At 58.0% G+C, this 23,829-nt stretch carries 23 protein-coding genes; 15 read left to right on the forward strand and 8 right to left on the reverse strand.

Going from position 1 to position 23,829, the window contains the following annotated elements; all coding sequences use genetic code 11:
- The first annotated feature begins 53 nt into the window (after nucleotides 1-53).
- The 5 genes from C8265_RS09750 to C8265_RS09770 all read left to right on the forward strand — a co-directional run bounded on the left by C8265_RS09750 (nucleotide 54) and on the right by C8265_RS09770 (nucleotide 6,397).
- On the forward strand, nucleotides 54-1,895 hold the full coding sequence (locus C8265_RS09750; protein ID WP_108483807.1) for an ABC transporter ATP-binding protein: 1,842 nt from the start codon (nucleotides 54-56) through the stop codon (nucleotides 1,893-1,895).
- Complete coding sequence (locus C8265_RS09755) at nucleotides 1,892-3,736, forward strand: ABC transporter ATP-binding protein (protein WP_108483808.1); 1,845 nt, start codon at nucleotides 1,892-1,894, stop codon at nucleotides 3,734-3,736. The genes C8265_RS09750 and C8265_RS09755 overlap by 4 nt, the downstream gene beginning before the upstream one ends.
- A 45-nt stretch (nucleotides 3,737-3,781) precedes the next feature.
- Nucleotides 3,782-5,008: a class I SAM-dependent RNA methyltransferase gene (locus tag C8265_RS09760; protein WP_108483809.1), complete on the forward strand. Its 1,227-nt coding sequence runs from the start codon at nucleotides 3,782-3,784 to the stop codon at nucleotides 5,006-5,008.
- A gap of 14 nt (nucleotides 5,009-5,022) precedes the next feature.
- Nucleotides 5,023-5,808, forward strand: coding sequence for an ion transporter (locus C8265_RS09765; protein ID WP_108483810.1), 786 nt, complete (start codon nucleotides 5,023-5,025; stop codon nucleotides 5,806-5,808).
- Nucleotides 5,809-5,890: 82 nt separating this feature from the next.
- Complete coding sequence (locus tag C8265_RS09770; RefSeq protein ID WP_108483811.1) at nucleotides 5,891-6,397, forward strand: L,D-transpeptidase family protein; 507 nt, start codon at nucleotides 5,891-5,893, stop codon at nucleotides 6,395-6,397.
- A 12-nt stretch (nucleotides 6,398-6,409) separates the two neighbouring features.
- Here the strand turns inward: C8265_RS09770 and dalA are convergent, their stop codons facing one another.
- Nucleotides 6,410-6,922: a divisome-associated lipoprotein DalA gene (gene dalA, locus C8265_RS09775; RefSeq protein WP_108483812.1), complete on the reverse strand. Its 513-nt coding sequence runs from the start codon at nucleotides 6,920-6,922 to the stop codon at nucleotides 6,410-6,412.
- 178 nt (nucleotides 6,923-7,100) lie between these two features.
- On the opposite strand from dalA, the gene C8265_RS09780 reads away from it, so the two are divergent.
- Both C8265_RS09780 and C8265_RS09785 read left to right on the forward strand, forming a co-directional pair.
- Nucleotides 7,101-7,697: a L,D-transpeptidase gene (locus C8265_RS09780; RefSeq protein WP_108483813.1), complete on the forward strand. Its 597-nt coding sequence runs from the start codon at nucleotides 7,101-7,103 to the stop codon at nucleotides 7,695-7,697.
- A gap of 152 nt (nucleotides 7,698-7,849) precedes the next feature.
- The gene (locus C8265_RS09785; protein ID WP_108483814.1) at nucleotides 7,850-8,032 is read left to right on the forward strand and encodes a hypothetical protein; all 183 of its coding nucleotides are present in this window, start codon (nucleotides 7,850-7,852) and stop codon (nucleotides 8,030-8,032) included.
- A 76-nt stretch (nucleotides 8,033-8,108) separates the two neighbouring features.
- Here the strand turns inward: C8265_RS09785 and hemH are convergent, their stop codons facing one another.
- Complete coding sequence (gene hemH / locus C8265_RS09790) at nucleotides 8,109-9,200, reverse strand: ferrochelatase (protein ID WP_420818861.1); 1,092 nt, start codon at nucleotides 9,198-9,200, stop codon at nucleotides 8,109-8,111.
- Between the two features lie 59 nt (nucleotides 9,201-9,259).
- A complete protein-coding gene (locus C8265_RS09795; protein WP_108483919.1) occupies nucleotides 9,260-10,102 on the reverse strand; it encodes a methyltransferase domain-containing protein in 843 nt (280 codons plus the stop codon).
- A 20-nt stretch (nucleotides 10,103-10,122) separates the two neighbouring features.
- Between C8265_RS09795 and C8265_RS09800 the strand changes: the two genes are divergently transcribed.
- Genes C8265_RS09800 through C8265_RS09810 form a run of 3 tightly spaced genes read left to right on the forward strand, consistent with a single transcriptional unit; the run spans nucleotide 10,123 to nucleotide 11,580 of the window.
- Nucleotides 10,123-10,848 carry a ComF family protein gene (locus tag C8265_RS09800; RefSeq protein ID WP_240611036.1) on the forward strand — a complete coding sequence of 242 codons (726 nt, stop codon included), beginning with the start codon at nucleotides 10,123-10,125 and terminating at the stop codon, nucleotides 10,846-10,848.
- Between the two features lie 34 nt (nucleotides 10,849-10,882).
- Nucleotides 10,883-11,140 (forward strand): glutaredoxin 3, encoded by a 258-nt coding sequence (grxC, locus tag C8265_RS09805; RefSeq protein ID WP_108483816.1) that lies wholly within the window; start codon nucleotides 10,883-10,885, stop codon nucleotides 11,138-11,140.
- On the forward strand, nucleotides 11,140-11,580 hold the full coding sequence (locus tag C8265_RS09810; protein WP_108483817.1) for a MarR family winged helix-turn-helix transcriptional regulator: 441 nt from the start codon (nucleotides 11,140-11,142) through the stop codon (nucleotides 11,578-11,580). The genes grxC and C8265_RS09810 overlap by 1 nt, the downstream gene beginning before the upstream one ends.
- Before the next feature lie 54 nt (nucleotides 11,581-11,634).
- Here the strand turns inward: C8265_RS09810 and ubiG are convergent, their stop codons facing one another.
- Complete coding sequence (ubiG, locus tag C8265_RS09815) at nucleotides 11,635-12,396, reverse strand: bifunctional 2-polyprenyl-6-hydroxyphenol methylase/3-demethylubiquinol 3-O-methyltransferase UbiG (protein ID WP_240611037.1); 762 nt, start codon at nucleotides 12,394-12,396, stop codon at nucleotides 11,635-11,637.
- Between the two features lie 60 nt (nucleotides 12,397-12,456).
- On the opposite strand from ubiG, the gene pip reads away from it, so the two are divergent.
- Nucleotides 12,457-13,431: a prolyl aminopeptidase gene (gene pip, locus C8265_RS09820; protein WP_108483818.1), complete on the forward strand. Its 975-nt coding sequence runs from the start codon at nucleotides 12,457-12,459 to the stop codon at nucleotides 13,429-13,431.
- A gap of 22 nt (nucleotides 13,432-13,453) precedes the next feature.
- Here the strand turns inward: pip and C8265_RS09825 are convergent, their stop codons facing one another.
- Entirely contained in the window at nucleotides 13,454-15,208 is a 1,755-nt protein-coding gene (locus C8265_RS09825; protein ID WP_108483819.1) for an ATP-binding protein, read from the reverse strand.
- 206 nt (nucleotides 15,209-15,414) lie between these two features.
- Between C8265_RS09825 and rimP the strand changes: the two genes are divergently transcribed.
- Genes rimP through infB form a run of 4 tightly spaced genes read left to right on the forward strand, consistent with a single transcriptional unit; the run spans nucleotide 15,415 to nucleotide 20,779 of the window.
- Nucleotides 15,415-16,014 (forward strand): ribosome maturation factor RimP, encoded by a 600-nt coding sequence (gene rimP / locus C8265_RS09830; RefSeq protein WP_108483820.1) that lies wholly within the window; start codon nucleotides 15,415-15,417, stop codon nucleotides 16,012-16,014.
- A 3-nt stretch (nucleotides 16,015-16,017) separates the two neighbouring features.
- Nucleotides 16,018-17,631 carry a transcription termination factor NusA gene (gene nusA, locus C8265_RS09835; protein ID WP_108483821.1) on the forward strand — a complete coding sequence of 538 codons (1,614 nt, stop codon included), beginning with the start codon at nucleotides 16,018-16,020 and terminating at the stop codon, nucleotides 17,629-17,631.
- Between the two features lie 11 nt (nucleotides 17,632-17,642).
- On the forward strand, nucleotides 17,643-18,284 hold the full coding sequence (locus C8265_RS09840; protein WP_108483822.1) for an RNA-binding protein: 642 nt from the start codon (nucleotides 17,643-17,645) through the stop codon (nucleotides 18,282-18,284).
- A complete protein-coding gene (gene infB / locus C8265_RS09845; RefSeq protein ID WP_108483823.1) occupies nucleotides 18,281-20,779 on the forward strand; it encodes a translation initiation factor IF-2 in 2,499 nt (832 codons plus the stop codon). Before C8265_RS09840 ends, infB begins: the two co-directional genes overlap by 4 nt.
- A gap of 401 nt (nucleotides 20,780-21,180) precedes the next feature.
- On the opposite strand, the gene C8265_RS09850 is transcribed toward infB, so the two are convergent.
- The 3 genes from C8265_RS09850 to C8265_RS09860 are packed head-to-tail and all read right to left on the reverse strand — an operon-like array spanning nucleotide 21,181 to nucleotide 23,695.
- Nucleotides 21,181-21,579, reverse strand: a complete 399-nt coding sequence (locus tag C8265_RS09850) for a (deoxy)nucleoside triphosphate pyrophosphohydrolase (protein ID WP_108483824.1) — start codon at nucleotides 21,577-21,579, stop codon at nucleotides 21,181-21,183.
- On the reverse strand, nucleotides 21,576-22,841 hold the full coding sequence (argJ, locus tag C8265_RS09855) for a bifunctional glutamate N-acetyltransferase/amino-acid acetyltransferase ArgJ (protein WP_108483825.1): 1,266 nt from the start codon (nucleotides 22,839-22,841) through the stop codon (nucleotides 21,576-21,578). Before argJ ends, C8265_RS09850 begins: the two co-directional genes overlap by 4 nt.
- A gap of 23 nt (nucleotides 22,842-22,864) precedes the next feature.
- The gene (locus C8265_RS09860; RefSeq protein ID WP_108483826.1) at nucleotides 22,865-23,695 is read right to left on the reverse strand and encodes a foldase protein PrsA; all 831 of its coding nucleotides are present in this window, start codon (nucleotides 23,693-23,695) and stop codon (nucleotides 22,865-22,867) included.
- Nucleotides 23,696-23,829 lie beyond the last annotated feature (134 nt).

Genomic DNA, 23,829 nt, shown 5'->3' on the forward strand with positions numbered 1-23,829 from the left:
TGCCTTTACCCCAGCCGGGCCATATATCCCGATGCAAGGAAGGCACCACTTTCATGTTCCGATTTTTCGAAAATATGGTCGATCCTTATACGCCGTATAAGGAAACCAACACACCGCCGCGCGCCCTGTGGCCGTTTATCCGCGCCTATTCGCAACCGTTCAAAAAGGTGTTCGCGCTGGCCGCTGTCAGCTCGGTCGGGGTGGCGGCGGTTGAGATCGGGTTGATCTGGTACATGGGGCGTCTGGTCGATGTGTTGTCGCGCGACACACCCGCCAATGTCTGGGCCAATCACGGGGTGGAATTTATCGCCGTGGCGCTGTTCATTCTGTTTTTGCGCCCGGCGTTGCAGGCGTTCAATGTGGGGCTTTTGAACAACGCGATCTTGCCCAATTATGGCACACTCTACCGCTGGCGCGCGCATCGTCAGGTGTTGCGCCAATCGGTCGGCTGGTTTGAAAACGATTTCGCCGGGCGCATTGCAAATCGGATCATGCAAACCCCACCCGCCGCCGGCGAGGTCGTGTTTCAGGCGTTCGATGCCATCACATTCGCCATCGCCTATGTGGTGGGCGCGGCGATCATGCTGTCGGGCAGCGATCCACGGCTGGTGATCCCGCTGTTGTTCTGGCTGGTGTTGTACGGCGCGCTCATGCGTTGGACGATAAAACGCGTCGGCCCCGCGTCACAGGCGGCATCGGATGCGCGCAGTCAGGTCACAGGCCGGGTGGTGGACAGTTACACCAACATTCATTCGGTCAAATTATTCGCCCAAGATGATACCGAAATCGGCTATGCCCGCAGCGCGATTGAACAGGCGCGCAAGACATTTGCCGTGGAAATGCGGATTTTCACCACAATGGATGTGGCTTTGGTTTTGCTCAACGGGCTGTTGATTGTCGCCGTTGTGGGTTGGGCGATGTATCTTTGGATTGGCGGCACGGCTTCGGTTGGGGTTGTGGCGGCGGCCACGGCGCTGGCGCTGCGGCTGAATGCGATGACCGGCTGGATCATGTGGGCGCTGACCTCACTGTTTCGCAACCTTGGCGTGATGGCCGAAGGGTTGGAAACCATCGCCCAGCCCGTCACCCTGACCGATGCCCCCGATGCGCCGCCCTTGGTGTTGGACAAGGGTGAGATTGAGCTGCGCAATCTGACCCACCATTATGGCCGCGAAACCGGCGGGCTTGAGAATATATCGCTGACCATTCGCCCCGGCGAAAAGATCGGCATTGTGGGCCGCTCAGGAGCCGGAAAATCGACCCTCGTAAAACTGTTGTTGCGGTTTTATGACCCCGATGGCGGGCAAATCCTGATCGATGGGCAGGATATTACCAAGGTGCAACAAGACAGCCTGCGCGCGGCGATTGGCATGGTGCAACAGGACAGTTCGCTGTTGCACCGTTCGGTGCGCGACAACCTTTTGTATGGCAACCGCGCAGCCAGCGAAGAGCAGATGTTGTCCGCCACCCGGCAGGCACAGGCCGATGATTTCATCCTTGATTTGCAAGATCCCGAAGGGCGACAGGGCTATGAGGCCCAAGTGGGCGAGCGTGGCGTGAAACTGTCGGGCGGGCAGCGCCAGCGCGTGGCCCTGGCCCGTGTCATCCTGAAAAACGCGCCGATTCTGGTGTTGGACGAGGCGACAAGTGCCTTGGATTCCGAGGTTGAAGCGGCAATTCAAGATACGCTTTATGGCATGATGGAGGGTAAGACCGTGATCGCCATTGCCCACCGCCTGTCAACGATTTCACACATGGATCGGATCGTGGTGATTGATGGCGGGCGCATCGCCGAAATGGGCGATCACGGCGCGCTTTTGGCCAAAGGCGGGCTATATGCCCGGTTCTGGGCGCGCCAATCGGGCGGGTTTATTGATACGGAGGCGGCAGAATGACTCCCTTTGCCACACGTTTGGCCAATCTGATTGATGCGTTTCGCCCCGCCGATGGCCCGCCACCCGGCACCCTGTTTGCATTTTTCAAATGGGCGCTGGAAGGGGCGTGGAAATGGTTGGCCATTGCCGGGGCATTTTCGGCCCTTGCCGGCACCGCCGAGGTTGTCACGGCAATCATGCTGGGCGTCGTGATTGATGCGGCGATCAACACCGGCGTAACGGCATTTTTCGCCGAAAACCTGTGGTTGCTGATTGGCGTTGCGGCGTTTTTCATGGTGGTGCGCCCGGTTCTGTTTGGCCTGTCGGCAGCCAGTAACGCGATTATTGTTGGCCCGAATGTGAACCCCTTGGTGTTGACCCGGCTGCACCGCTGGACCCTTGGCCAGGCGGTGACGTTTTTCGATGATGATTTCGCCGGGCGCATTGCGCAAAAACAAATGCAAACCAGCCGCGCGATTACCGATGTGGCGACCGAAGTGATCAACGTGGTGTTCTTTGCCCTGGCCTCGCTGGTTGGTTCGGCGCTGTTGCTGACCACGATCAACGGTTGGGTGGCCTTGGCGCTGGCGGTTTGGGTTGTGATCTATCTGTTGATGATCCGCTGGTTCATGCCGCGGATTCGCAAACGCTCCATGGCGCGGGCGGCCAGCCGGGCGATGGTCAGTGGTCAGGTGGTGGATACGATCACCAATATCAAAACCGTAAAACTGTTCGCCCATGCCCAGTTTGAGGATCAGGCCGCCATCGGATCAATCGCCACCTTTCGCGACAAGGTGATTGCCTTTGGCGTTCTTGCATCCAGTTTCCGGTTTTCGCTGATGACGCTTGCCGGGGTGTTGCCGGTGCTGTTGATCGGTGGCACGCTGTATCTGTGGTCAAACGGCGCGGCCAGCCCCGGCGATATTGCCGCGTCGGGGGCGATTTCGATTCGCATCGCACAGATGACCGGCTGGGTCAGTTTCACCCTGATGGCGATTTACGCCAATGTGGGTGAGGTTGAGGATGGGATGAACACCCTGACCCCCGCGCATACCCTGACCGATAATCCCGACGCGGTGGAATTGAGCAAGGCGGGCGATATTCGGTTCGACCATGTCAGTTTTGCCTATGGCGGGAAAACCGGCGGGATTGATAATATTGATCTGACCGTTCATGCGGGTGAAAAGCTGGGAATTGTCGGGGCCTCGGGGGCGGGCAAATCAACGCTCGTGGCGCTTTTGCTGCGGCTTTACGACCCCGAACAGGGGCGGGTGACGATTGGCGGGCAGGATTTGCGCGATGTGACCCAGGAAAGCCTGCGCCGCCATATCGGCATGGTCACGCAGGAAACCGCGATGTTCAACCGATCGGCGCGCGACAACATCATGTATGGCCGCCCCGATGCGACCGAGGCCGAGATGTTTTCAGCCGCCGCACGGGCCGAGGCCCATGAATTCATCGAAGACCTGAGCGATTTTCGCGGGCGCACCGGCTATGATGCCTATCTGGGCGAACGGGGCGTGAAGTTGTCGGGCGGGCAAAGACAACGTATCGCGCTGGCGCGGGCCTTTTTGAAAGACGCGCCGATCCTTGTGTTGGACGAAGCCACCAGCGCGCTGGATTCCGAGGTTGAGGCGTCGATCCAACAAGCGTTGGATCAGGTGATGGAGGGCAAGACCGTGCTGGCCATTGCCCACCGTCTGTCCACCATCGCGCGGATGGATCGCATTGTCGTGCTTGAGGCGGGGCGCATTGTGGAACAGGGCACCCATGATGAATTGCTGGCGTTGGGGGGCACCTATGCCCGGTATTGGAATCGCCAATCAGGCGGGTTTATTGATGTGCGGGATGCGGCGGAATAAAATACGCGCATTGCCCAGCGACCCGCCACAGGATACGCCGCGACAATGGAATATATAATCGAACGTCTGGGTCATCAGGGCGATGGCATCGCCCCCGGCCCCATTTTCATTCCCCGCACCCTTCCCGGTGAGGTGGTGACAGGCGTGGCCAGCGGTGGGCGCGTTGATGATCCGCGCATCGTTACCCCGTCACCGGATCGGATTGCGCCACCTTGCCCCCATTACAAGGCCTGCGGCGGTTGTGCGTTGCAACATGCGCGCGATGAATTTGTTGCCGATTGGAAGGTGGGCGTGGTGCGCCATGCCTTGACCGCCCAAGGGTTGAACACCGAAATCACCGGCGCGGAAACATCGCCCGCCCGCTCGCGCCGCCGCGCGGTATTATCGGGGCGGCGCACGAAAAAGGGTGCTTTGGTCGGGTTTCATGGCCGCGCGTCTGGCGTGATTACCGAAATCAGCCAGTGCCACCTTTTGCACCCTGATCTGATGGCGGGCATGGCGGCCTATCAGGCCTTGGTGATTGCAGGTGCATCGCGCAAGGGCGAAATGGCGCTGACCGTGACCGGATCGCAAGCGGGCCTGGATGTGATGGTGCGGGGCGGCAAACCGTTGGATGGCCAGATGCGGATTGATCTGGCCGGCCTGGCCAACCAACACGATCTGGCCCGATTGGTGTGGGAGGATGAGGTGATCGTCACCCGCTGCCCCCCGGTGCAAAGCTTTGGCACCGCCCTTGTCACCCCGCCGCCCGGTGCGTTTTTGCAAGCCACCGTGCCGGGGGAACAGGCCCTGACCCGCGCGGTTCTGCGCGCGGTTGGAAAGGCGAATCGCGTCGCCGATCTGTTTGCCGGTTGTGGCACCTTTGCCCTGCCCTTGGCGCAAAGGGCCGAGGTGCACGCGGTGGAAGGTGTGGCCGGGATGTTGGCGGCGCTGGATCAGGGGTGGCGCCACGCCAAAGGGCTGAAACAAATCACCCATGCCACGCGCGATCTGTTTCGCCGCCCCCTTTTGCCTGATGAGTTGGACAAGTTCGATGCCATCGTCATTGACCCGCCCCGCGCCGGGGCCGAGGCGCAGATGGTTGAAATTGCGCGCGCAAACGTGCCGACAATCGCCGCCGTATCGTGCAACCCGGTCACATTCGCCCGCGATGCCAGAATTTTAACCGATGCGGGCTATCGCCTGGATTGGGTGCATGTGGTCGATCAATTCCGCTGGTCGCCCCATGTCGAACTTGCGGCCCAACTGACCCGCCCCGCAAAAAAAACCTGAGCCGAGAGGACCAAATGGGATTTCGCGACCGTTTAGCCGCCTTTTTGGAACGCCCGATTGTAACCAATACGATTCTGGCGGTGATTCTGTTTAACGCGATCATTCTGGGGTTGGAAACGTCCGACACGGTAATGGGGGCGACGGGGCCGATCCTGCCGGTGCTTGATTCGCTGTGCCTGTTGATTTTCGTGATCGAGCTGTTGGCGAAACTGATCGCCTATGGCGGGCGGTTCTTTCGCCGCGGGTGGAACATCTTTGACTTCGTGATCGTCGGCATTTCCCTGGTGCCCGGGGGCGAGGCGACATCGGTGTTCCGCGCCTTGCGAATCTTGCGCCTGTTGCGGGTAATTTCGGTCGCGCCCAGCCTGCGCCGGGTGGTCGAAGGGTTGGTGAACGCCCTGCCTGGCATGGGATCGGTATTTGTTCTGATGTCACTGATTTTTTACATCGGCGCGGTGATGGCGACAAAATTGTTCGGGCAGGCGTTTCCCGAATGGTTTGGCAATATCGGGCGGTCTGGATACACGTTGTTTCAGGTGATGACATTGGAATCGTGGTCCATGGGCATCGTGCGCCCGGTTATGGCCGCCTATCCCTATGCGTGGTTGTTTTTCGTGCCGTTCATCATGGTCACCACATTTGCGGTGGTGAACCTTTTGGTGGGTCTGATCGTAAATTCGATGCAAGACGCGCATCATTCCGAAGACAAGGAAATCACCGACACCTATCGCGACGAGGTGCTGTTGCGCCTGACGGCCATCGAAGAGCGGCTAAAGAGCGACACGCAAACAAAACCGTGACCGGCCCCGGTGGAATCTCTGTTTCGACAAGCGTGCGAACCGGCTATACTGAAAAAAAAACAAATCAGGCAGCGAGCAGCACATGCGTTTTATCCGATTCTTTATTCTGGCCGTCGGTCTGTTGGGTCTTGCGGCCTGTAGCGGGTCGAAATTCCGCACCTATAATGGCCCCGAGGTGACACAGATTGTCGTGATGAAAGAGGCACGCACGCTGTATCTGGTCAGCAATGGAAAAGAGCTGAAGCGGTACAAATTCGATCTGGGCTTCGCCCCCGTGGGGGACAAAAAGGTTGAGGGTGACGGAAAAACGCCCGAAGGCGCGTATTTTATCGACCGGCGCAATCCCAAAAGCCGTTTCCACCTGTCGGTGGGCATTTCATACCCCAACCAATTTGATCGCGCCGAAGCCGAAGCGCTGGGCCAAAGCCCGGGTGGCGATATTTTCATCCATGGGCGCGGGCCGTTCTATAAAAAGAAAAGCAACCGCAAAAAGGATTGGACCTGGGGTTGTATCGCGGTGTCTGACAAGGAAATCGAAGAGATCTATTCGATGGTCAACAATGGCACCCAGATCGTGATCCACCCTTAGGGCATCGTCGGTTCAGGTGCCGGTGATCAACGTCCACCAGATTTTGCCGTTTTCTTCCTGAAACCAGGCGAACCCCAACAGTTGCGCGCGCGGGTCGGTCATGACTTTGCGCGTTGACGCCTCATTGGCCCAGGCGGCCAGTGTCTCAAGCTCGGTTTCGAAGGTTTCTGAAATGTTTTCGCCAAGCAACGTGCCGGTATAGCCCACGCGCCGCACCCGATCGATCGGCGACGATCCGTCAGACCCGAAATGCCAAGGGCGGTTTTGCACCGACATATCGCGCGAATGGGTGGCGGCGGCGGCGTTCAGTTCGGCGTTCAACTGCAACGGTGCGCCGCCCGATGCCTGGCGCAGCGCGTTCACGCCATCAAGCATGCGAAACTGGATGGCCGCGGTATCAGCCGAATCGATTCGATACAGTCGGGCCAGCGGTTTGCCATCGTCACCCAGACGGGGCGGGGCGGGGGCGGCACAGGCGGCGACGGTTAAGAAAAGCGGAGACAGCAGAAAAAAACGACGGTTCATGAACACGCTCACCAAATAAAGTTCTGTGAAGTTGGGTTTACAGGCAATCCTTTGCCGGTTCAAACCCCCTGTGTTCCCTTCAATTCGCGCCCGAACACCGGATTAAATTGCAAAAACAGACATTTTGAGTTAGTTTTCGCGAAAATCACCCATGTGTATCTGTCGGGAGGGATGCGATATGGCGCAAGAAAACGAAAACGTGTTCACCCGCCGCCGCGTTCTGGGCACCACTTTTGCCGCCGTGGCGGGGTTGGCCACACCCGCCCTGGCCCTGGACAACAGCACCGAATATTTGCCCGGCGCCACAACGAATCGCAGGAATGTATCCAGTTTCCGGTCGTTGCAGTGGCAGCCGTATTTTCCCAACCTGAACAATGGCGCGATTCTGGTCGATATTGAAACGCGGGCGTTGCATTTTTGGAACGCCGACGAAACCATATACAAACTGTTTCCAACATCGGTGCCATTGACCAAGGATCTGACCCGAAAAGGGCGCACGGTTGTTACCCGCAAGGTGGAAGGCCCCAGTTGGCGGCCCACTCCATCAATGAAACAACGCAATCCCGAATGGCCCGATTTCGTTGGCCCCGGCCCCGATAACCCACTGGGAACACATGCATTACATCTAAGTTGGACATATTACCGCATTCATGGCACCCACGATACGCGTAAGATAGGGCGGCGGTCTTCGAACGGATGTATCGGTTTGTACAATGAACACATCGCGCAACTGTTCGCTTTGGCCCGGAACGGCACACAAGTGTTGCTTATTTGACGAAATTCAGGCGGAACAGCCCCTTAGGGGGTAATCTGCTATTTGCATCGGCGCGCCAATACTGCTTAAACGTGAAGTACGAGGTACAGTCTTGGGTGCCTGCTGCCGTCCTCAATAACTCTCGGCACCAGGCGATACTGGAGGATATTAGTATGAAGAAAATCGCACTCGCAGCCGCGCTGTCGGTCGCTGCAACCGGCGCTTTCGCTGGTGGTTTGGCCGAACCGGTTATGGAACCCACTGTCATCATCGAAGAAACTTCTTCTTCTTCGGGTGGCGTTGTTGTTCCGTTGCTTCTGTTGGCCGTTCTGGTCGCAGTGGCCGTTGCCGACTAATTCTGGTCGCGCACAGCACACGAATTAAAAAGGCGGTCAGATTACTGACCGCCTTTTTTATTGGTTCATTCCCGATCTATTCGATCCAACCTTTCAGGTTATCCTCGATCACCCCGCTCAGGGCCGTGATATGTGCCGCGTCATCGTTCAGGCAGGGAATATAGGTAAAGCTTTCGCCGCCCGCGTCCATGAAGCTGTCTTTGATTTCTTCGTTGATCTCTTCCAACGTTTCGATGCAATCGGCGGAAAATGCCGGCGCAATCACCGCGATGCGTTTCTTGCCCGCCTTGGCCAGCACGGCCACCTCTTCCACGGTATAGGGGCGCAGCCATTCTTCTGGTCCGAAAAGCGACTGAAATGTCGTGGTGATCTGGCTGTCGTCCCAGCCCAACCGCTCTTTCAACAGGCGCGTGGTTTTCTGACATTGGCAATGGTACGGATCACCCTCAAGCAGATACCGTTTTGGCACCCCATGATAGGAGGTGACCAGGATATCGGGCTTGGTTTCCATCGCACCATAGGCGCGTTCAACCGATTGCGCCAAGGCATCAATATAGGCCGGTTGGTCAAAATAGGCCGGTACGGTGCGCACGGCGGGCTGCCATTTTTCGTCCATCAGGGCGCGAAAGAATTGATCATTGGCGGTGGCCGATGTTGCCCCGGCATATTGCGGATACAGCGGAAAGAACAAAATCTTCTGGCACCCTTCGGCGATCATCTTGCGCACTTTGGATTTGGTCGATGGGTTGCCATAGCGCATGCAGTAATCAACCATCACATCATCGCCATAGCGCGCGGCCATTGCCTCTTTTATCTTGGCGGTTTGGTCTTTGGTGATGGTGGCAAGCGGGCTTTCGCTTTTATCGTGGTTCCAGATCGTTTTGTAATTCGCCCCCGATGTGAACGGACGTTTGGTAAGAATGACCAACTGCAACAAAGGTTGCCACAGCCAGGGCGAATAATCGATTACCCGGCGGTCTGACAGAAATTCATTCAAATACCGGCGCATCGACCAATAATCATAATTGTCGGGCGTGCCGAGGTTGGCCAACAAAACGCCCACCTTGCCAGGGGGGATTTTGGGATGGTCGGCGGGGGCATGGGCCGGACACACAGCTTTTTCAGATGTAAACATTGCTTTTGCGTCCATTGGTTTGGAATCCAGCATGGCGTGCCCCGATCATTATTTAAGGTGTTAAGGGGGACATAATGGGTTTTGGCCCGGGGTCAATCGTGGGGCGGTCTGACCGGGTCTTGGGTTTTCAGTTCCGGCACCCCCAAAGCATCGGCCAGCCGCGTTTTGGCCGACCCGGGGCGCAGGGGCTTGGGCTGAGTTTCATCAGGGGCCCAGCCGGTCAGAAACACCAGATCGAATGTCGCGGCGATACGATCTGCGCCGTTGTGGTAATGCTGTTCATACAGCGCATTGGCCTGTGCAAACAGCGCCCGTGGGGTGAAACGCCGGTCGCGATTGGCCAAAGCGTTGGTTTCCCCCATGGCGCGCAGATCGTGCATCAGGCCGACGGCATTGGCATAGGTCACGGTCATCGGCGTGGAATCCGCCACCGGCAGGGCAAATCCCGCGCGCTGCAATGCACCGCCGAGATCGCGAATTTCGCCCATGGGCGCGACGCGGGGCGACAATCCGCCGCGCGTCTTTGCCTCGGCCTCGGCCAGAACGGCGCGTAATTCAGCCAGGGTTTGACCGCCCAAAAACACCGCAATGAACAAGCCATCGGGTTTCAGGGCGCGCCGCGCCTGCACCATTTGCCCCACCGGATCATCGGCCCAATGCAAGGTCATTGCGTGAATCACCAGATCATGCGCCTGCTCCGTCAGGGCAAGTGTTTCGCCATCGGCAACAATCCGTGCTGACTCAATTGCATTACCCCAGATTTCGGGGTGTGCGGTGACAATCGCGGGGCTGGTAAACGACCTGTTAACCTCTTCCAGCCTTTCTTGGATCTGAGCCAAGGCTTCGTCGTGCAGGAATCGCGCCTGGTCCATCCGCGCGCGGGCGCGATGTTGGGTCAGGGCGGGGCGGTCGGTCAGGCGGGGTGGTGTGGTCATAACCATGAGGTAGGGGCAGAATGTCCGGAATGCAAAGTGCGTTAACGCTGATCTATCCGCATCAGTGCATTTTATGCGATGAAATGGTGGAACAAGGCAGCGGATTATGCGGCCCCTGTTGGCGCGACACGCCGTTTGTGGCCGGATTGGTGTGTGACAGTTGCGGCACGCCCCTGATGGGCGAAGGCGACGATCATGTGATTCACTGTGACGATTGCATGTCGATCCCGCGCCGCTGGCATCGGGGCCGCGCGGCGATTGTTTATGATGGCAAGGGGCGGCGCGTGGTGCTGTCTTTGAAACACGGGGATCGACAGGATATCGTCGGGCCAGCGGCGGCATGGATGCTGCGCGCGGCGCGACCCTTGATCACGCCCAACACCCTGTTGGTGCCTGTGCCGCTGCATTGGTTGCGCATGTTGAAACGGCGGTTCAATCAATCGGCGCTGTTGGCCACGGCACTGGGGCGTGCGGCGGGGGTACAGGTGTCACCCCGCGCGTTGCAACGTGCGCGCAACACGGCCCGGCAAGATGGCAAATCACTGGATCAACGGTTTGCCAATATCGCCGATGCCATTCGCCCCCATTTCAAATACGGCGCGCTGATCGAAGGGCGCGATATATTATTGGTGGATGATGTGATGACAACCGGGGCCACATTATCGGCCTGTACCGATGCCTGTATCGCGGCCGGCGCGGCGCGCGTTGATATTGTGACACTGGCGCGCGTGGCCAAGGCATCCTAAGTTCTGTCCTGAAAACAGTTTCAGGAGTGTGCCGATGGCCAATATCGAAATCTATACGTCGCCTTTTTGCGGATTTTGCCATTCGGCCAAACGCCTGCTGACTCAAAAGGGCGCGGGATTTGTGGAAACCGATGTGTCGCGCGATCCGGCGCAGAAAAAGGCGATGATGCAACGCGCCAATGGGCGGCGCACCGTGCCGCAGATATTCATAAACGGCACCCATGTGGGGGGCTGTGACGAATTGTTCGCGCTGGACCGTGCCGGCAAGCTTGACCCGATGCTGGCCGGATAATGTCGGGTGACACCGATCCTTTGGCGATTGCCCTGTTCAGTGAAATCCTGATGGCCGGGCAATTGGCGCGCAACCGGTTGTCGCGTGCCCTGCCAAAGGGGATGGAGTTAAGCCATTTCAGCGTGCTGAATCACCTGGCCCATACCAAACGTGATCGCAGCCCGGCGCAGTTGGCCGAAACATTTCACGTAACCCGGGGCGCCATGACCAACACCCTTAGCAAACTGGAACAGTCAGGCCACATCCATATTCGCCCCGATTGGGAGGATCACCGCCGCAAGATCGTAACAATCAGCACCGCAGGGCGCGCCGCGTTGCAATCGGCGCTGGCGGGCATGGCCCCGGTACTGGATGACATGGTCAGCGGCGTGGGGCGCGAAGGTATCCGCGCCGCCCTGCCGGTGTTGCGCAACATCCGCGCCCGGTTTGAGCCGGAATAAGGCCGCTGCGCGGCGATAAATGCCTTCGGCGAGGATATTTCAAGCAAGAAAAAACTAGGCCGATTTTATGCTGGTGGTAACATAATTACAGCTGAGATCGCGGTCAGACAGTTTCCAGGACCAGGCCACCGGGTTGAATACAAAACCGGTTTTATCAACAGGGTTGAGACCGGCCTGGCGCAGCAGATCGAACAATTCGTCCGGCGTGATGAATTTGTTCCACTCATGGGTGCCCTTGGGCAACCAGCGCATCACCCATTCGGCGCCAATGATCGCCATCATGAAGCTTTTGGAGTTCCGGTTCAGGGTTGAACAGGTCATCAATCCGCCGGGTTTCAGCAGGCTGTGACAGGCGCGCAGATAGGACAGGGGATCGGCGACGTGTTCGACGACCTCCATGTTCAAGATCACATCAAATTGTTCGCCCGCATCGGCCAAAGCTTCGGCTGTGGTGTGGCGATAATCAATGGCCAGGCCGGATTGTTCGGCGTGAATTTGCGCCACCGGGATGTTACGTTCGGCCGCATCGGCGCCCACAACGCTGGCCCCCAGCCGCGCCATCGGTTCCGACAAAAGCCCACCACCACAGCCGATATCAAGAATGCGCAGCCCGTCGAATGGTTTTGAAGATTTCAGATCCCGGTCAAATTCGGACGCGATTTGCGATGTGATGTAATCCAACCGGCACGGATTCAGCATGTGCAGCGGTTTGAATTTGCCGTTCGGATCCCACCATTCATCGGCCATGGCCTGAAATTTGGCGACTTCGCCTTCATCGACTGTGTTTTGATGTGCGGTTTGGGTCATGGTATGCATACTCAACTTTTGCTTGGATTGCCCGTGGCGGGGCCGCTTTGTAGGTTATATAGGGCAGGAATGGATAAGTTCTCAGGTCAAAAAAGCGCATTCAGCTATCTTTATCCGCCGCTCGACCCATTCGATCAGCGAATGTTGGATGTGGGCGATGGGCATCGGATATATGTCGAACAATGCGGGCGGCGCGATGGCGTGCCGGTTGTGGTGTTTCATGGCGGGCCTGGCGGGGGCTGTTCGCCGTCGATGCGGCGGTATTTTGACCCCACAGTATATCGAATCATCCTGTTTGATCAGCGCGGCTGTGGCCGGTCGCGGCCCCATGCAAGCGTTGAAGCGAATACCACCTGGCATCTGGTGGCCGATATCGAACGGATACGCGATGCGTTGAAAATTGAACAATGGACGGTGTTTGGCGGCAGTTGGGGCGCCACGTTGGCGCTGATCTATGGCGAAACCCATCCCGATCGTGTGGCGCATCTGGTGCTGCGCGGTGTGTTCTTGATGACCCAGGCCGAGTTGACGTGGTTTTATGGCGGCGGTGCGGGCAAATTCTGGCCCGATGTCTGGGCGCGGTTCACCGATCTGATTCCGGCCGAGGAACAGGATGATTTGATCGCGGCCTATCACCGGCGGTTGTTTTCCGGCGATATGATGACCGAGGTGCGCCATGCCCGTGCCTGGGCCAGTTGGGAAAATACCCTGGCCAGCATCGAAAATGACGGCCCCGGCGGCGAAAGCCCGGCGGAATATGCGCGGGCCTTTGCGCGGCTTGAGAATCATTATTTCACCAATGCCGGGTTTTTGGAGAGGGATGGTCAGATCCTTGAGGATATCGGGCGATTGGCCGGTGTGCCGGGCACGATTGTGCAGGGGCGTTACGATATGATTTGCCCGCCGGTTTCGGCCCATACGTTGCACACAGCCTGGCCCGAATCGCGGCTGATCATGGTGCCCCGGGCGGGGCACGCATTGTCAGAGCCGGGAATCAGCCATGCTTTGGTTCAGACGATGGATGCATTGCGCCCGGCTGGCTAGGCGGCATGTTTGATCTGGCCCGTTATTCAGCGGCCAGGGTGGCGGTGGCGCGTGCGCGCAAGACACGTTCCATTTCGTGAAACATATCCACCTTTGACAGGGGTTTGGCCAGATATCCATCCAAGCCGGCGTTCAGATAAAATTCGCGGTCTTCGGGGGCGGCATCGGCGGTGACGGCGATGACCGGTAGATTGCACAAAGGCGTGGGAAGCGCGCGCAACTGTTGCAGCGTTTCCAGCCCATCCATATCGGGCATGTGCATATCCAACAGCACAAGATCGAATGTATCATAACGAACCATGTCAAGCGCGGCCCGCCCGCCATCGGCCTGGGTCACCGACATCTGCGCCTTTTCCAAAAAGGCCCGGGCGATCATCCGGTTCGCCCGATTGTCATCAACGACCAGTATCCGCTGCGCGGTCAGGCTGAGCGCGGCGGTTGCGTTGACATGGGCGGGTGTGGGGGCATTGTTCGTGACCGTGCCGGTTTCTTTTGCGCTGGGCAGGCGCAGGGGCATGTAAAAACAGAACTGCGTGCCTTTTCCGGGGATGGATTGCACCGTCAGATCACCCTCCATCAGGCGGGCCAGATTGCGGGAAATCGCCAGGCCCAGGCCCGATCCGACGGCGGCCCTGTCGTGATCGGAATCGACCTGTGAAAAAGATTGAAACAGACGCGATTGATCTTCGTTGCTCATCCCCTGGCCGGTGTCCTGCACTTCAATGCACAGATGCGCGCCCTGGGGTAAATTCCAGATCCAGGCGCGCAGCGAAACCTCACCGGTGTCTGTGAATTTTATGGCGTTGGACATCAGGTTGGAAATGATTTGCCGCACGCGCAATGAATCCGCCATGATCAGCGGTGGTATTTCCGGCGTGATTTCAACGTTCTGGGTGATGCCTTTGGAATTGGCCATATCAAAAAACAACCGCGACACGGTGTTCATCAACTGGCGTAAATCGGTTGGCGTGGCCCTGATTTCGACTTTGCCGGCCTCTAACTTTGCGTGATCCAGCACATCGTCGACCAAGGATTTCAACGTCACGGCAGAGCTGTATAAAACCTCGGCCCGGTCTTTTGCCGTTTGCGATTTGGCATCTTCCAAGGCCAGTTGTGCAATGCCCAGAATACCATTCAGCGGCGTTCTGATTTCGTGACTCATCGAGGCAACAAAGCGGCTTTTGGATTGGTTGGCCTGTTCGGCGCGATCGCGTGCTTCTGTCAGGCTGAACCGCATCCTGTACATTTCGCAAATGGCTTGGATGAAATAGAAAAAAAGCGAAATCGTGATGACATATCCTAGCGCCACATTCACCAGATCCGGCTCTTGGCGCAGATAGAAACCGGTGGCCAGGATGCCCACCAACATGACCGGCGCCATGAGTGCGACAGTCATGGGAATGTGATAGGAGCGCACCAGTATAATGTGCAGGCTCACACCGAAAACCAGTACCATGGCGTAAATATGGGCGACCGGGCTGCCATTCAGAACCACCAGCCCGGCCAGCGACATGATGGAAACGCCGCCCAGAAAACAACAGATGAACAAGACCGCGTACCACGTCCGGCTGAATCCCACCTGCAACCGTTTCATCGCCAGTGCTGATATGGTTTCATTTCCAAGGTAGGACAGGAAAATCAAAGTCAGCGGCGCGAAATCCGCAAAGGCCAGGCCAACAAGATAGGCCGCAATCATGGGTGGCAACCGCAGGCGCAGATCGCGTTGCAAGATTTCGGACTGGCGATCCAGAGATTTCAGGAATGTATTGGACGGCACGCTGTGCTCCGCATTTCTTTGGTGGCACGACTATCGCGAAGAACCTTTAACGTTGTGTGACTTTTGGTGGCTTGTCTTGGTCCTTGCAATTCGCGGATCGGTGCGCTAAGTCGCATCAACAGCGGCGCGTCGGGGTCCACACCCGAAGGCACCACCGGGAATTTTCACGGGCCGCGCGCCCGTTTTTTTGTGCTTGGACCTTATCTATGTCAGACATGATCGCCAAAGCCACCATCGACCGCCGCCTGAGCGAGGTGATAACCCCCGTGATCGAGGATCTGGGGTTTGAACTGGTGCGCGTGCGTTATATGGGCGGCAAGACGCCAACCGTACAAATCATGGCCGACAAACCAAATGGCGGCATCGAAGTGGATGATTGCGCCCGCATTTCCACCGCGGTGTCGGCGCATCTGGATGTCGAAGACCCAATCGAAGACGCCTATAGCCTGGAAGTATCAAGCCCGGGCATTGACCGGCCTTTGACCCGGCTGAAGGATTTCGATGTGTGGCAAGGATACGAGGCGAAAATTGAAACCTCGGAAATGATTGATGGTCGCCGCCGGTTCAAGGGCATCCTCGCCGGAATTGAAGGCAGCGAGGTGTTGATCGAGATCGAAGAAGGCACCATCGGGTTGCAGTTTGATTGGCTGTCAGACGCGAAACTGGTTCTGACCGAAGATTTGATTCGCGATGTTCTGCGCAGTCGCAAGGATGCCGGCGAAATCGACGAATCACAATTCGACGCGGTGGAAACCGTGTTGGACGACGAAGATGACACGGGCCGCGCGCCCAAAAGGGAGAACTGAGCGATGGCGATTACCTCTGCCAACCAGCTGGAACTGTTGCAGACCGCCGAGGCGGTGGCGCGCGAAAAGATGATCGACCCCAATCTGGTGGTCGAAGCGATGGAAGAATCGCTCGCCCGGGCGGCAAAATCGCGTTACGGGGCGGAAATGGACATTCGCGTGGCGATTGACCGTAAAACCGGCCGCGCCACATTTACCCGTGTGCGCACCGTGGTCGAAGACGATATGGTCGAAAATTATCAGGCCGAGCTGAACGTCAAGGACGCCAAACAGTACATGGCAGATCCGCAGATCGGCGATGAAATCACCGAAGAAGTGCCGCCCGTTGAAATGGGCCGGATCGCCGCGCAGTCGGCCAAACAGGTGATTTTGCAAAAGGTACGCGAAGCCGAGCGTGATCGTCAGTACGAAGAATTCAAGGATCGCGCCGGGACAATCATCAACGGCATCGTCAAACGCGAAGAATACGGCAACGTCATTGTCGATATTGGCCGGGGCGAGGGCATCTTGCGCCGCAATGACAAGATCGGGCGCGAAAGCTATCGCCCGAATGACCGTGTGCGCTGTTATATCAAGGACGTGCGCCGCGAAGTGCGCGGGCCACAGATTTTCCTGTCGCGCACCGATCCGCAGTTCATGGCCGAACTGTTCAAGATGGAAGTGCCGGAAATCTATGATGGCATCATCGAGATCAAGGCCGTGGCCCGTGACCCGGGATCGCGCGCCAAAATCGCCGTGATTTCCTATGACAATAGTATTGATCCTGTCGGGGCCTGCGTTGGGATGCGCGGATCGCGGGTTCAGGCGGTGGTGAACGAATTGCAGGGGGAAAAGATTGATATCATCCCTTGGAACGAAGACATGCCAACGTTTTTGGTCAACGCGCTGCAACCTGCCGAAGTGTCAAAGGTGGTGCTGGACGAAGAGGCCGAGCGGATCGAAGTCGTGGTGCCCAACGAACAGCTTTCGCTGGCCATTGGCCGACGCGGTCAAAACGTGCGTCTGGCCAGTCAGCTGACCGGCCTTGATATTGATATCATGACCGAAGAAGATGAATCCAAGCGCCGCCAGGCGGAATTTGAAGAGCGCACCAAGCTGTTCATGGATACGCTGGACCTGGATGAATTTTTTGCCCAGCTTCTGGTCTCCGAAGGATTCACCAGCCTCGAAGAAGTCGCCTATGTCGAAACCGATGAACTTTTGGTGATTGACGGCGTTGACGAAAGCACCGCCAGTGAATTGCAGGCCCGCGCCAAGGATTACCTGGATGCGCAGAACCGCAAGGCATTGGAAGCGGCGCGCGCACTGGGTGTTGAAGACAGCCTGGTTGCATTTGAAGGGCTGACACCCCAGATGATACAGGCACTGGCCGAAGATGGGGTGAAAACCCTGGAAGATTTCGCCACCTGTGCCGATTGGGAATTGGCCGGCGGCTGGACGACAGTGGAAGGCGAGCGTGTAAAGGATGATGGCGTGCTTGAGCCATTTGACGTTTCGCTCGAAGAGGCGCAAGCTATGGTCATGACGGCCCGGATTCAATTGGGCTGGGTTGATCCCGCCGAGCTTGAGTCTGACGAAGCAGAAGATGACGAGGCGGCCGAGGAGGCCGAGGCGTAAGGACCGGTTCGATGACCCGCGGTGGCCGCGAAAAAGATTACTCCGATCCCGAGCGCAAATGTATTGCGACCGGGGAGGTTCACCCAAGGCGGGGTTTGATCCGCTTTGTGGTGGGGCCGGATGATGTGATTTATCCGGACCTGGCCGAGAAATTGCCAGGCCGGGGCATTTGGGTTTCGGCCGAACGGTCGGCATTGGAAACAGCCATAAAGAAAAAGCTGTTTTCCCGTGGCGCAAAGCGACAAGTGGTCGTACAACCCACGTTGTTGGCCGATGTCGATGCGGCATTGTTGCGCCGCGTGACAGACCGGTTGGCCATGGCCCGCAAGGCGGGGCGGGCAATTGCCGGATACGAAAAAGTAAAAGATTGGCTGTTGCAGGAAAAAGCGGCCATTTTGATACAGGCCTCTGATGGGTCTGCGCGGGGCAAATCAAAGCTGCGCGCGCCCGGTGGACGGGGCTCGTTTTTTGAGATTCTGACCGGCCAAGAATTGGGTTTGGCTTTCGGACGGGAACATGTGATACATGCGGCGCTTGCCGCGGGCGGCTTAACTGACAAGTTCAGAGAAGACGCCGTGCGGCTTTCGGGCGTTCGGGAAGATGATGATGATGTCGGTGGGGACGCCACCGGAAAGGTAAAGAAGACCACATGAGCGATAGTGACGGCAAAAAAACTCTCGGCCTGCGGGGCGGGCCCCGCTCTGGCCAGGTAAAGCAAAGCTTTAGCCATGGGCGGACCAAGAGTGTTGTGGTCGAGACCAAGCGCAAGCGGGTCGTCGTACCCAAACCTGCGGCTGGCAAGGCTGGTGTTGGTGGTGCAACGGGCGGTGATCCGTCCAAGCGCCCAGCGGGCATTACGGATGCCGAACTGGCCCGCCGGATGAAAGCACTGGCCGCGGCCAAGGCGCGCGAATCCGAAGAGGCCGCACAGCGCGAAGCCGAGGAAAAAGCCCGCGCCGAAGAGCGTGAGCGGCGCCGCGCCGAAATCGAAGCGAAAGAAGCCGAAGAGCGTGAGCGCGAAGAAGCGCTGAAAGCCAAGGCCGAAGAGGAAGCGCGCCAGAAAAAGGCCGCAGCCGCCGCCAAGGCAAAGGCAAACGCCCCTGCCGCACCGGTTGCAACGCCTGCCGATCTTGAGGCGAAAGCCGCCGAGACAGGCCGCAAGGGCGGTGGCGCCCCGACTCCGCGCAAGGATGACCGCGAATCGGATCGCACAACGAAACCCGGCAAGGGTGGCCGCGATGATTCGCGCCGCTCGGGCAAGCTGACGCTGAACCAGGCTTTGTCGGGTGGCGAAGGTGGGCGGCAACGCTCCATGGCGCAGATGAAGCGCAAGCAGGAGCGCGCCCGTCAAAAAGCAATGGGCCAGCATGTCGAGCGTGAAAAGATCGTGCGCAATGTCAATCTGCCCGAAGCAATCACCGTTCAGGAACTTGCCGTGCGAATGGCCGAACGTGTGGCCGATGTTGTCAAATTCCTGATGAAAGAAGGCATCATGGCGACGCAGAATCAGCTGATCGATGCTGATACTGCCGAACTGGTGATCGAAGAATTCGGCCACAAAGTGGTGCGTGTTTCGGATTCCGACGTGGAAGACGTGATTGATCAGGTCGAAGATGCCCCCGAAGATCTGCAGCCGCGTGCGCCGATCATCACGGTCATGGGTCACGTTGACCACGGTAAGACATCGCTGCTCGATGCGATCCGCAAGGCCAAGGTTGTGGCAGGCGAAGCCGGCGGCATCACCCAGCACATCGGCGCCTATCAGGTGACCACCGATGATGGCACATTGCTGACGTTCCTTGATACGCCCGGCCACGCCGCGTTCACATCGATGCGTTCGCGCGGTGCACAGGTGACGGATATCGTGATTCTGGTTGTCGCGGCAGATGATGCCGTGATGCCCCAGACGGTTGAGGCGATTGCCCACGCCAAGGCGGCCGGCGTGCCGATGATCGTGGCGATCAACAAGGTTGACCGCCCGGCAGCCAATCCAACCAAGGTGCGCACCGATCTTTTGAACCACGAAGTGGTGGTTGAGGCGATGTCGGGCGATGTTCTGGATGTTGAAGTGTCCGCGCTTACGGGTATGGGCATTGATCAACTGCTGGAAAGCATCGGTTTGCAGGCTGAATTGCTGGATCTGACCGCCAATCCCGACCGCGCCGCCCAAGGTGCCGTGATCGAGGCGCAGTTGGACGTGGGCCGTGGCCCGGTTGCCACTGTTCTGGTTCAGAACGGTACGCTGCGTAAGGGCGACATCTTTGTTGTCGGTGAGCAGTGGGGCAAGGTTCGAGCGTTGATCAACGACAAGGGTGATCGCATCGATGAGGCCGGTCCATCCGTTCCTGTCGAAGTGCTGGGCCTGAACGGCACACCCGAAGCGGGCGATGTTTTGAACGTGGTCGATACCGAAGCGCAGGCGCGCGAGATTGCCGAATATCGTCACAACGCCGCAAAAGACAAACGTGCCGTTGCCGGGGCCGCGACGACCCTGGAACAGATGATGGCAAAGGCCAAAGCAGATCAGGATGTGGCCGAGTTGCACATCCTGCTGAAAGCCGACGTGCAAGGCAGTGCCGAAGCCATCGTTCAGGCGCTTGAAAAAATTGGCAATGACGAAGTGCGCGTGCGGGTTCTGCATTCGGGTGTCGGTGCGGTTACCGAAACCGATGTGGGTCTGGCCGAAGCATCGGGCGCGCCGATCATGGGCTTTAACGTCCGGGCCAATGCCGCAGCGCGCAGTTCGGCCAACCAGAAGGGCGTTGAGATCCGGTATTATTCGGTGATCTACGATCTGGTTGACGACGTAACAGCCGCCGCATCCGGTTTGTTGAGCGCGGAAGTGCGCGAAACTTTCATCGGCTATGCCGAAATTCGCGAAGTGTTCAAAGTGTCGAACGTGGGCAAGGTTGCCGGGTGTCTGGTAACCGAAGGCGTTGCACGCCGCAGCGCCGGTGTGCGTCTGTTGCGCGACAACGTCGTAATCCACGAAGGCACGTTGAAAACACTGAAGCGGTTCAAGGACGAGGTTGCCGAAGTTCAGTCAGGTCAGGAATGTGGCATGGCGTTTGAAAACTACGACGATATTCGCCCGAAAGACGTGATCGAAATCTTCACCCGTGAAGAGGTTGAGCGAAACCTGAGCTAGGGTCCGCACGACAGGCGATGCACATAAAAAAAGGACAGTCGAAATTGACTGTCCTTTTTTATTGTCCCGTAGGTGGTGAAACCTGTTAGGCGCGCATCGCATTTTGAAGTGGCAATCCGGTATACTGGCTCTGTCCGACCTGTATAACGACGCGCCCATCTTCAAGTGAGCGCACCACAAGACCCTGCACTGAAACGCAGCTTCCGATTGTTATTGTCTTAACCATGTGTAGTACCCCCTGTTTCGTATCATTGAGCTTAGGGGAGAATTTCCGGCTGACCACCGAAAAATTCGCCAAGTCCTTAGATTAGGCGCCCAAATCGTCAATAATTGGTAAACAAACCGCAGTGTGTCGCAATAATGTAACAATTCGCCCCTTGCGCGCGGTGCATTGTTTCAAATTACAGCCAATCGCGCAAAATCGGGATCAGGGGCACATCGGCCGCGGGCATCGGATAAGAGCGCAGATCGTTCGCGCGCACCCATTTCAACTGTTGATTCTCCCGCGCCACGGGCGTGCCTTGCCATTTACGGCATGCGAATAACGGCATCAGCAGATGAAACTCATCGTAGCTGTGGCTGGCAAAGGTCAGCGGTGCCAGGCAACTGGCCCAGGTGTCGATGCCCAGTTCTTCCTGCAATTCACGAATCAGCGCCGCTTCGGGGGTTTCGCCCGGCTCAACCTTGCCGCCGGGAAATTCCCACAACCCGGCCATGGCTTTGCCTTCGGGGCGCTGTGCCAACAAGACGCGCCCATCCACATCGATGAGCGCGACAGCCGAAACCAATACAACCTTCACGAGCGATAATCAGCGTTGATGGTGATGTATTGATGGGTCAAATCACAGGTCCACACCGTAGAGCTGCCGTTGCCCAAACCAAGATCGACATTCACTACCAAATCCTGTTGTTTCATATAGGTGGCGCCGGCGTCTTCGGTATAATCCGGCGACACCCAGCCATTTTCAGCGACCAGTATATCGCCAAACCGGATGGTCAGCAGATCACGGTCGGCCTCGGCCCCCGATTTGCCGACGGCCATTACGATGCGCCCCCAATTGGGGTCTTCGCCCGCGATTGCGGTTTTCACCAGGGGCGAATTGGCGATGGCCATGGCCACCTTGCGCGCATCGCTGTCACTGGCCGCGCCGGTGATGTTGACCTCGACAAATTTGGTTGCACCTTCGCCGTCGCGCACCACCTGATGGGCCAAATCACGCATCACATCATGCAATGCCGTGGCAAAGGATTTGCCATCGGCGCTGTCGGGGTCGGTGATGGGACTGTTGCCCGCCTGACCCGTTGCACCAACCATCACGCAATCGGATGTCGAGGTGTCACTGTCGACGGTGATGGCGTTGAATGTTTGTTCGTTCAACCGGCTGACGATGGTTTGCAGCGCCGGTTGTGCAATGGCCGCATCGGTAAAGATATAGACCAGCATGGTGGCCATATCGGGCGCAATCATCCCCGATCCTTTGGCGATGCCCGCGATCTGTATCGTCGTTCCGCCCAGATCGGCGGTGGCGGTTGCGCCTTTGGCAAAGGTATCGGTTGTCATGATGGCGCGGGCGGCATCGGCGATGGCACTGTCGCTTAGCCCATCGCGCAGCTCGTCCAACTTATCGGTGATCCGGTCATCAGGAAGCGGTTGGCCGATCACCCCGGTTGAGGCGGAAAACACCCGCTGTTCCGGCACATTCAGGGTTTGCGCCACTTTCGCGGTGATCCGCATCACCGAATCGCGGCCGTTCTTGCCGGTGAATGCGTTGGAATTGCCGGAATTGACGATAATTGCCGCCCCTTGGGCCGGATCACCGCCGATCTTATCCTGACAATCCAACACCGGCGCCGACCGCGTGGCCGAGCGGGTGAATACCCCGGCGATCGTGCTGCCGGGGGCCAGTTCGGCCAGCATCACATCGGTGCGGCCTTTGTATTTGATGCCCGCGGCAACGGCGGCAAAGCGCACGCCAGCGATCACCGGCAGGGCGGGAAACCCGCCTGCCGGGGCCAGGGGCGAAACGGGATTGGCGGCTTTGGTGGGGGGGGGGGGGGCCATGGTGCCGCCTTTCCTGTTTTGGGTTACTGGGTCAACAAGGTATCATCGCGCAACAGCGCGGGATCAATCGCATCGGTTTCGGGGCGCACGATGTCTGCCTGTTCGGTGATCTGTTCGATCAGGGCCGCGACCGATTCCTGACGAATGGTATTGATCAGCTCATCGCGCACATTGTCGAGGCTGGGCGCCTCTTTTTGCCGCGTATCGGTCAGGATCACCACATGCCAGCCAAACTGGGTTTGTACCGGCGGCGCGATTTCGCCAACCTTCAGCGTTTGCACCGCAGTTTCGAATTCGGGCACCATCATGCCGGCACCAAACCAGCCCAGATCGCCGCCATTCGGGCCGGACGGGCCGGTTGATTTTTCCTTGGCCAGTTCCGCGAAATCGGCGCCGTTGTTCAACTCTTCGATCAAGGCTTTCGCCTCATCCTCGGTTTCGACCAGGATATGACTGGCCTGATATTCCACTTCGGGGCTGGCATCCGCATAGGCGGCGGAATAGGCCGATTGCAGCGCCTCATCGGTGATCGATTCATTTGCGGCCTCGTCAATCACCTCACCGGCCAAAAGCGCGCGGCGCTCGTTTTCAAGGATCAAGGTGGCGCGTTTGTTCATCTCGGTAATTTGCTGGCCCAATGCGGTTTGTTGGATCAGCTGTTCCAGAATACCCTCAAACAACACCTGATCGGGCAATTGCTGATATTGCTCGGGCAGGCGTTGTTGCAGCACGATCATATGACCCAATGTGATGTCGGTGCCATTGACGGTGGCGACCACGGTATCGGCGTCCTGCGCCAGGGCGGGGCTGGCGATCAGCGCTAGAACAGCGGTAAAATTGCGGAGTTTGGTCATTGAATCGTCCTTCCTGTCAGGCCATTCGGGCCTTGACGTTGACACTATGTTGGCTGCCCACTACATCGCTTTCAGGCCATGAGGGACTGTATAGCGCCGTTTCTATGGTGGCCCGTGGATAGGGGCAAGCAGTC

It is taken from the genome of Oceaniglobus ichthyenteri (genome assembly GCF_003057885.1).
Taxonomy (GTDB): Bacteria; Pseudomonadota; Alphaproteobacteria; order Rhodobacterales; family Rhodobacteraceae; genus Oceaniglobus; species Oceaniglobus ichthyenteri.

Excerpts from the sequence above, each read along its gene's own strand:
- C8265_RS09750 (WP_108483807.1), top strand. The coding sequence starts at position 54 with ATGTTCCGATTTTTCGAAAATATGGTCGATCCTTATACGCCGTATAAG.
- C8265_RS09755 (WP_108483808.1), top strand. The coding sequence starts at position 1,892 with ATGACTCCCTTTGCCACACGTTTGGCCAATCTGATTGATGCGTTTCGC.
- C8265_RS09760 (WP_108483809.1), top strand. The coding sequence starts at position 3,782 with ATGGAATATATAATCGAACGTCTGGGTCATCAGGGCGATGGCATCGCC.
- C8265_RS09765 (WP_108483810.1), top strand. The coding sequence starts at position 5,023 with ATGGGATTTCGCGACCGTTTAGCCGCCTTTTTGGAACGCCCGATTGTA.
- C8265_RS09770 (WP_108483811.1), top strand. The coding sequence starts at position 5,891 with ATGCGTTTTATCCGATTCTTTATTCTGGCCGTCGGTCTGTTGGGTCTT.
- dalA (WP_108483812.1), bottom strand. The coding sequence starts at position 6,922 with ATGAACCGTCGTTTTTTTCTGCTGTCTCCGCTTTTCTTAACCGTCGCC.
- C8265_RS09780 (WP_108483813.1), top strand. The coding sequence starts at position 7,101 with ATGGCGCAAGAAAACGAAAACGTGTTCACCCGCCGCCGCGTTCTGGGC.
- C8265_RS09785 (WP_108483814.1), top strand. The coding sequence starts at position 7,850 with ATGAAGAAAATCGCACTCGCAGCCGCGCTGTCGGTCGCTGCAACCGGC.
- hemH (WP_420818861.1), bottom strand. The coding sequence starts at position 9,200 with ATGCTGGATTCCAAACCAATGGACGCAAAAGCAATGTTTACATCTGAA.
- C8265_RS09795 (WP_108483919.1), bottom strand. The coding sequence starts at position 10,102 with ATGACCACACCACCCCGCCTGACCGACCGCCCCGCCCTGACCCAACAT.
- C8265_RS09800 (WP_240611036.1), top strand. The coding sequence starts at position 10,123 with ATGTCCGGAATGCAAAGTGCGTTAACGCTGATCTATCCGCATCAGTGC.
- grxC (WP_108483816.1), top strand. The coding sequence starts at position 10,883 with ATGGCCAATATCGAAATCTATACGTCGCCTTTTTGCGGATTTTGCCAT.
- C8265_RS09810 (WP_108483817.1), top strand. The coding sequence starts at position 11,140 with ATGTCGGGTGACACCGATCCTTTGGCGATTGCCCTGTTCAGTGAAATC.
- ubiG (WP_240611037.1), bottom strand. The coding sequence starts at position 12,396 with ATGCATACCATGACCCAAACCGCACATCAAAACACAGTCGATGAAGGC.
- pip (WP_108483818.1), top strand. The coding sequence starts at position 12,457 with ATGGATAAGTTCTCAGGTCAAAAAAGCGCATTCAGCTATCTTTATCCG.
- rimP (WP_108483820.1), top strand. The coding sequence starts at position 15,415 with ATGTCAGACATGATCGCCAAAGCCACCATCGACCGCCGCCTGAGCGAG.
- nusA (WP_108483821.1), top strand. The coding sequence starts at position 16,018 with ATGGCGATTACCTCTGCCAACCAGCTGGAACTGTTGCAGACCGCCGAG.
- C8265_RS09840 (WP_108483822.1), top strand. The coding sequence starts at position 17,643 with ATGACCCGCGGTGGCCGCGAAAAAGATTACTCCGATCCCGAGCGCAAA.
- infB (WP_108483823.1), top strand. The coding sequence starts at position 18,281 with ATGAGCGATAGTGACGGCAAAAAAACTCTCGGCCTGCGGGGCGGGCCC.
- argJ (WP_108483825.1), bottom strand. The coding sequence starts at position 22,841 with ATGGCCCCCCCCCCCCCCACCAAAGCCGCCAATCCCGTTTCGCCCCTG.
- C8265_RS09860 (WP_108483826.1), bottom strand. The coding sequence starts at position 23,695 with ATGACCAAACTCCGCAATTTTACCGCTGTTCTAGCGCTGATCGCCAGC.